Source organism: Streptococcus sp. 4886 (assembly GCF_013276485.1).
Lineage (GTDB): Bacteria > Bacillota > Bacilli > Lactobacillales > Streptococcaceae > Streptococcus.
Window position 1 is genome coordinate 62872 of sequence record NZ_VMLD01000015.1, and the last position, 7682, is coordinate 70553.

Here is a 7682-nt window from a genome sequence, read left to right on the forward strand (position 1 = left end):
CTTTTATTCTCCTGAAAATTCACGCGCAGTCTGGGCAACTACGTCTGTCTCTAGCATGGTACGAATCTGGCGGATTGTACTATAAACAGCCTTGGCATCGCTTGAACCATGAGTCTTGACAACAGGTGCTTTGACACCAAATAAGACTGCTCCACCAACATCTGAGTAGTTGAGCTGTTTTTTCAAACCTCTGAGGCTATCCTTAAGAAGGAGAGCACCTAGTTTCGCTCGAAGACCACCACCTGTAATAGCTGTCTTGAGCAAGCCCATAATTCCCATGGCTGTCCCTTCAATGGATTTAAGCACAGCGTTTCCCGTGAAACCATCTGCCACGACAACATCCGCAACGCCATTCATCAAATCACGCGCTTCCACGTTTCCGATAAAGTTTAAACTTTCATCAGCTGCTAGTAATTCGTAAGTTTCCTTACGAAGCGGGTCACCCTTGCTACTCTCTGTTCCATTGTTAAGTAAGCCAACACGTGGTTGCGCAATGCCACGGACATTTTTAGCATAGAAAGAACCTAGAACCGCGTATTGATGGAGGTGCTGGGCTGTATTTTCTGCATTAGCACCGAGGTCCAGCATGTCAAAACCTTTCCCATCAATAGTCGGCAAGGTTGACATAAGCCCAGGACGATCGATGTTCTTGATACGACCCACGATGAAAAATCCTGCTGCTAGTAAAGCACCTGTATTCCCAGCTGAGAGAACAGCATCTGCTTCACCCTCTTTGACAGCCTTGGCTGCCAATACCATACTGGCGTTTTTCTTCTTCCGAATAGCTCTCGTAGGTTCATCGTCTGAATCAATCTTCTCATCCGTATGGATAATGCTGACGCGCTCTGTGGCTATCAGATATTGCTTGATTTTAGCTTCATCTCCGTAGAGTTGAACCTCGATATCTGAAAAGTCAGCTAGGGCTTGATTGACACCCTCAACGATGGCCTGAGGTGCATAATCGCCTCCCATGGCATCTACTGCGATTTTTTTCATTTCTTTTCCCCTTTTAGTAATTGTCCCCAGTCTGCTAGGGAATCAATAAATTTCTTTGATTTTAGGTGAATCCCAACGTACTCTTCGTAGAGTTGATCCATAAATTGGCGTAAGTCTTGCTTGATTTCAGGCTTGAGCGAAATGGTCTCCAAAGTCTCAAAATCAATGGCTTGAAATTGATTGAGCAGATAAGGGATATTGGGATTGAGATGGCAACGTCTCTCATCCTCATGATAATGCTCTGGGCAGAGGCAGGCTCCATATTTAAAAGAAAAATCAAAAGCCTGACCGACCCGATGACAAAAGACACACTCATTAAAATTGAGGCTGATTCCAAATCGAGTCAAGATTTGGATTTCAAAAATATTGGTCAAGACTTGATAATCCAAGCCCGCTTCCATCAACTCCAAAGTCTTTTGCAAAAAAGCAAACAAGGGAGCATCCTGCTGATTGTCCTGCAAACTAGCATCGGCAAGAGCTGCCACATAGGTCGCATAGGCCATGACAAAGAGGTCACTATTGATCTTGGGAAAGGTCATGACCTCATGATAGTCCTCAATGTAACTGAGCCCATCATCATTGATTCGCAAGAGAAATCGAGCCAGCACCAAGGGCTGAATAACAGGGGCCAGCTTAGACTGGCCAGCATGTTTAACGAAAAACATGCGCTTACCAGCCTGCTCTGTAAAAATCTTGACGAGCTTGTCATCTTCACGAAAGTTGCGATTGTAGAGCACCAAGCCTTGACTCGTGATAGACTGAATCATGCTTCTCTCATGTACTCCTCAAGTCGTTTCATGGCTTCTTTGATCGTCTCCATGCTGGCTGCATAAGATAGGCGAACATAACCTTCCCCGTAACGCCCAAAGGCTGCACCAGGGATAAAGGCAACGGCCTTCTTCTGAGCAAAATCCTTCAGAAAAGCAAAGGAATCTTGATTGTAGCCGTCTGGAATCTTAGCAAAGATATAGAAGGCACCGTCTGGTTTAATAATCTCAAAACCAAGAGCAGTCATCTTTTCGATAATATAGTCCCGACGCTGGATGTATTCCTTCTTCATAGACTCCGCATCGTTTTTACCAGCCGTCAAGGCTTCTACTGCAGCATGTTGGGCCATGGTATTTGCGGCAGTAACCAAATATTGGTGACTCTTGATTAGCTGGGCTGTAAAGGCCGCAGGAGCGAAAATCAGACCCAAACGCCAACCGGTCATGGCATGCGATTTAGACAAACCATTGATAATAATAGCCTGACCTCTCAACATGGTTCCTAGAGACACATGGGCTTCGCCCGTATAGGTCAATTCTGAGTAGACCTCATCACAGACAACGAAAATTTCGTACTTGCGTAAAACGTCTGCCAAGGCTTCCAACTGCTCCCGACTATAGGTAATTCCTGTCGGATTGGCTGGATAGTTAAGAATAACCGCCTTGAGCTTATCACCCTGCTCCAAAATGGCCTTCTCCAACATCTCTGGAGTCAAGACAAAACCATTTTCAGTCGTATCAATCTCGACAATCTCTGCCCCAACTAGATTGACAATCGGTTCATAACCCGGATAAGCAGGAGCTGGCAAGAGTACCTTGTCTCCCTCTTCCAAAATAGCCGTCAAAGTAGCAGATAAAGCCTCTGTCGCTCCGATAGTGACCAAGATTTCATTTTCAGGAGCATAGTCCAGTTGGTACTTTTCCTTAACAAAGTCACTGGCCGCCTGACGTAGAGTCAGCAGACCACTCATCCCTGTATAGTAGGATTGGTTCTGGTCAATCGCTCGCTTGGCCGCCTCCTTGACATGATCTGGCGTTGTAAAATCAGGTTCCCCCAAGGTCAAACGCAAGACCCCAGGAATCTCCGAAATAGCCTGGTCAAACTGACGAATCAACGAAACTTGAATCTTATCTAACTGTTTATTAAAGCGCTTAGTTAAGTCCATAGATACCTCCTACTGTAAAAACGTATCTCTATTATACTACAAAAGCCCCCCGACCGCAAAAATACATTAGAGAATAGCTTTCCACTTTCTATTTTACTTTTCCTGTTTATAGGTCTATAATGATAACAGATTCTATTTGGAGGTTTTTATGTCATTTCTATCAAAAAATGGAGCAGGTATCTTGGCCTGCCTTCTCATTTCTATCGTATCTTGGTACTTAGGAGGATTCTTCCCTGTGATTGGCGCGCCTGTTTTTGCCATTTTCATAGGCATGCTCCTACATCCCTTTCTCTCGTCTTATAAACAACTGGATGCTGGATTGACCTTTAGTTCTAAAAAATTGCTCCAGTATGCCGTTATCTTACTTGGTTTTGGTCTCAATATCTCGCAAGTCTTCGCAGTTGGGCAATCTTCACTCCCTGTCATCCTATCCACCATTTCAATAGCCTTGATTGTTGCCTACCTCTTCCAGCACTTCTTTGCACTGGATACAAAACTGGCTACCTTGATTGGAGTGGGTTCTTCTATCTGTGGGGGTTCTGCCATTGCGGCGACAGCGCCTGTTATCCATGCTAAGGAAAAGGAAGTAGCCCAAGCTATCTCCGTTATCTTTTTCTTCAATGTCTTGGCTGCGCTCATCTTTCCAACCCTCGGCACCTGGCTTCATCTATCTAATGAAGGCTTCGCCCTCTTTGCAGGAACTGCGGTCAATGATACTTCCTCTGTAACTGCTACCGCCAGCGCCTGGGACAGTCTCTACCAGACCAATACCCTCGAATCCGCAACCATTGTCAAACTCACGCGCACCCTAGCTATCATCCCCATCACTCTCTTTCTCTCCTACTGGCAAAGTCGTGAACAAAAAAATAAGCAAGGCCTGCAACTGAAAAAAGTCTTCCCACTTTTTATCCTTTACTTTATCCTTGCATCTCTCCTAACCACCCTCCTGACCTATTTCGGTGTGTCCAGTAGTTTCTTTACCCCTCTCAAACAACTTTCCAAATTCCTCATTATCATGGCCATGAGTGCTATCGGTCTCAAAACTAATCTGGTCGCTATGGTCAAATCCAGTGGAAAATCCATTGTTCTCGGAGCCGTCTGCTGGATTGCCATCATCCTCACCAGTCTTGGTATGCAGACCCTTATCGGCATTTTCTAATACTCTTCGAAAATCTCTTCAAACCACGTCAACGTCGCCTTGCTGTATATATGTGACTGACTTCGTCAGTCTTATCTACAACCTCAAAACAGTGTTTTGAGCAGCCTGCGACTAGTTTCCTAGTTTGCTCTTTGATTTTCATTGAGTATAACACAAAAGGTAGCCCATCAGCTACCTTTTCTTATGCTTCCTCAATTAAGCGAGTATGTTCTCTCTTGATGCAGCGATTCATCACAATGTCATCGCATCCACCAGCACGCAAAATCTCTTCCGCTTCTAGACTTTCAAGTCCTAGCTGTGCCCAAAAAATCTTAGCATCAGCCTTGAGAAAATCACGCGCCACATCTGGCAAAAACTCGCTGCGACGGTAAACATTGACAATATCTACAGGAAAAGGAATCTCTGCTAGGCTAGCATAAGCCTTTTCACCCAAGATTTCACCACCTGCCGCCTTGGGATTGACTGGAATAATTTTATAACCCCGAGCCTGCATTTCCTTGGTCACTCGATTGCTAGTTGTTTCTTCACGGTCTGACAAGCCCACCACAGCTAGGGTTTTACTCGTTGCGAGATACTGACGAATCACGCCATCACTTGGATTGATAAATTCTTGACTCATAGAAATCCTCCTTTTTCATCAGTATAGCACATTTTGAAAAGGCTTGCATAATTCTACTACAAAAAAGGAGGACTAGTCCCCTTTTTATTTAGCCTCGTACCAGGTTGCCCCTTCATTCTCATCTGCGATGAGGGGAACACTGAGTTGAATGGCTTCTTCCATGGTTTGTTTGACCAATTTTTTCATCTCTGTCAATTCAGATTTAGGAACTTCAAGGACGATTTCATCGTGCACTTGCAGAAGCATCTTAGTCTGATAACCACCTGCAACCAAGGCTTTATCCAGCTGAATCATGGCAATCTTGAGAATATCTGCTGCCGAACCCTGGATAGGTGAGTTGATAGCTGTCCGCTCTGCAAAACCACGAATATTGAAGTTGCGCGAATTGATATCTGGCAACTCACGACGACGCTTGAAGAGTGTCTCCACATAGCCCTTATCACGCGCCTCACGCACCACTTCATCCATGTAGTTTTTAATACCCGGGAAGCGTTCAAAGTAGGTATCAATGTAGGCTTTAGCCTCCTTACGGCTGATGCCCAGATTATTAGACAAACCAAAGTCTGAAATCCCGTAAACCACTCCAAAGTTGACCGCCTTGGCATTTCGACGGTCGTTTGCAGTCACATCCTCAGGACGTTCAATGCCAAAGACCCGCATGGCTGTCGAAGTATGAATGTCAGCACCCTCTTGGAAGGCCCTAATCAAGTGCTCATCCTTAGAAATATGCGCCAAAACGCGCAATTCAATCTGTGAGTAGTCCGAACTAAGCAGCACACTATCCTCCCACTCAGGCACAAAAGCCTTACGAATGAGACGGCCCTGCTCCAAACGCACAGGAATGTTTTGCAAGTTTGGATCCACACTAGACAGACGCCCAGTCTGGGTCAAATCCTGAACATAGCGCGTATGAATCTTGCCATCAGCTAAAATCCAGTCCTGCAAGCCAATTACATAAGTGGATTGAATCTTGGTAATCTGACGGTAATCGAGAATTTTCTTAACAATCGGAGCAATAGGAGCCAAGCGTTCCAAGACATCCACGGCTGTCGAATAACCTGTCTTGGTTTTCTTAGTGTATTCCAGAGGAAGACCCAATTTTTCAAAGAGAAGCACTCCCAACTGCTTAGGCGAGTTGATATTAAACTCCTCACCAGCCAGTTCGTAAATCTCCTGAGTCAATTTTTCAATGACAAGCTCATTTTCAGCCTGCATCTCAAGCAAGGTCTCTTTCTTGACCGTAATCCCAGCAATTTCCATCTTAGCAAGGACAAAAGCCAGAGGTTGCTCCATATCATAAAGAAGCTCTAATTGCCCATTTTCGCTAAGTTTTTCAAGTAAAACAGGCTCAGTCTCAACCAAAACTGCAAGCTTACGAGCTAAGTGTTCCAAGAATTTCTCGCGTTTAGGAATGGCCTTCTTGACACCCTTACCATAGAAAGTCTCATCATCAACCAAATAAGTCTGACCATAAAGACTAGCGATGGTCGCAATTTCATTGTCCTCCACAGTCGAAAGGAGGTATTTAGCCAAACGGCTATCAAAAGCAGGTGCCTGCAAATCCACACCAAAACGATGCAAAAGAACTTTAGCCTTCTTAAAGTCATAAACTCTCAAAGGTGTTTTTTCTAAGAAGTCCTTGAAAATAGGCTCTTGCAACAGCTCAAGCTTGTCTGTGGCATAGAGCTTTTTCCCACAAGACCAGGCAAATCCAACCAAATTATCCGTATGGTAATTCTCACCAAAAAGCTCAAAGTGGAAGATAGACTCCTCACTCAGCATATCTTGACTGATTTGGTCAACAATAGTAAAGTCCAAACTCTCAGCCACATCAGCTGACGACACATTTAAAGCCTGCTTGAGTTGTTTGAAGCCCATCTCATCGTAGAATTTCCCAAGATTTTCCACATCTGGACCGCTATAGACCAAATCCTCCAAACCAATCTCAATCGGTGCCTTGGTATCAATGGTCGCCAGTGTTTTAGACAAAAAGGCCTGTTCCTTATCATTGATAAGATTTTCCTTCATCTTAGAAGCCTTCATCCCATTGATATTCTCATAAATCCCCTCGAGTGAGCCATGCTCCAGCAAGAGCTTGATACCCGTCTTTTCACCAATTTTAGTAACCCCAGGGATATTATCCGACTTATCACCCATGAGCGCCTTGAGATCGATAAACTGCATCGGTGTGATGCCCATCTTTTCCATGAGATAGTCTGGCGTAAAGGCCTCAAACTCAGCCACACCTTTCTTGGAAATTTCAACCACCGTATGCTCATCCGTCAGCTGAATCAAGTCCTTGTCCCCACTGACAATGGTAATATCAAAACCATCCTGCTCTGCTAGTTTATCCAGTGTCCCAATGATGTCATCCGCCTCATACTGAGCCAACTCATAATGACGAATCCCCATATAATCCAGCAACTCACGAATAAAGGGAAATTGCTCACGAAACTCATCAGGAGTCTTAGCCCGACCACCCTTATAGTCCGCATACATCTCTGTACGGAAGGTCGTCTTACCCGCATCAAAAGCCACCAAAATATGGCTCGGCTCAACCCGCTCCAACAAATGGCTCAACATCAACTGGAAGCCATAAATGGCATTGGTATGCAAACCAGCCGCATTCTTAAAACGGTCCAACTGCTGATAGAGCGCAAAAAACGCCCGAAAAGCAACAGAAGACCCATCAATCAATAATAATTTTTTCTTATCCATACACCCATTATAAAGGAAAGCAGGGAAAAATACCATTGGAAAGAGCTAGAGCAAGTATTTTTCAAACTTTTTCCGAATAAATAGATAGAGCCAGAGAATCTAGTAAACCTAGATTTAAAAATGTGCTATAATGAAAGGAGAAGAAATATGACTGTACGTCATCCGGGCATTAGCCCGACCAATGATTTGGTAGCTAAGAAAATCTTTAGCAATCCGGAAATCACTTGTCAATTTATTCGCGATATGTTGGATTTACC

6 protein-coding genes are annotated in these 7682 nt (G+C 44.4%); 1 reads left to right on the top strand and 5 read right to left on the bottom strand.

From position 1 onward, the window contains the following. Positions 1–3: 3 nt before the first annotated feature. Genes plsX through HT679_RS07935 form a run of 3 tightly spaced genes read right to left on the bottom strand, consistent with a single transcriptional unit; the run spans position 4 to position 2929 of the window. Complete coding sequence (gene plsX / locus HT679_RS07925) at positions 4–996, bottom strand: phosphate acyltransferase PlsX (protein WP_173213975.1); 993 nt, start codon at positions 994–996, stop codon at positions 4–6. Continuing rightward, a complete protein-coding gene (gene recO / locus HT679_RS07930; RefSeq protein ID WP_173213977.1) occupies positions 993–1763 on the bottom strand; it encodes a DNA repair protein RecO in 771 nt (256 codons plus the stop codon). The genes plsX and recO overlap by 4 nt, the downstream gene beginning before the upstream one ends. After that, positions 1760–2929, bottom strand: a complete 1170-nt coding sequence (locus HT679_RS07935) for a pyridoxal phosphate-dependent aminotransferase (RefSeq protein ID WP_173213979.1) — start codon at positions 2927–2929, stop codon at positions 1760–1762. The genes recO and HT679_RS07935 overlap by 4 nt, the downstream gene beginning before the upstream one ends. Positions 2930–3077: 148 nt before the next feature. Between HT679_RS07935 and HT679_RS07940 the strand changes: the two genes are divergently transcribed. Beyond that, entirely contained in the window at positions 3078–4088 is a 1011-nt protein-coding gene (locus HT679_RS07940) for a YeiH family protein (protein WP_173213981.1), read from the top strand. A 181-nt stretch (positions 4089–4269) separates the two neighbouring features. Here HT679_RS07940 and HT679_RS07945 read toward each other — a convergent pair whose 3' ends face one another. Next, on the bottom strand, positions 4270–4707 hold the full coding sequence (locus tag HT679_RS07945; protein ID WP_000076477.1) for a CoA-binding protein: 438 nt from the start codon (positions 4705–4707) through the stop codon (positions 4270–4272). 84 nt (positions 4708–4791) lie between these two features. After that, a complete protein-coding gene (gene polA, locus HT679_RS07950) occupies positions 4792–7425 on the bottom strand; it encodes a DNA polymerase I (protein WP_173213983.1) in 2634 nt (877 codons plus the stop codon). Positions 7426–7682 lie beyond the last annotated feature (257 nt).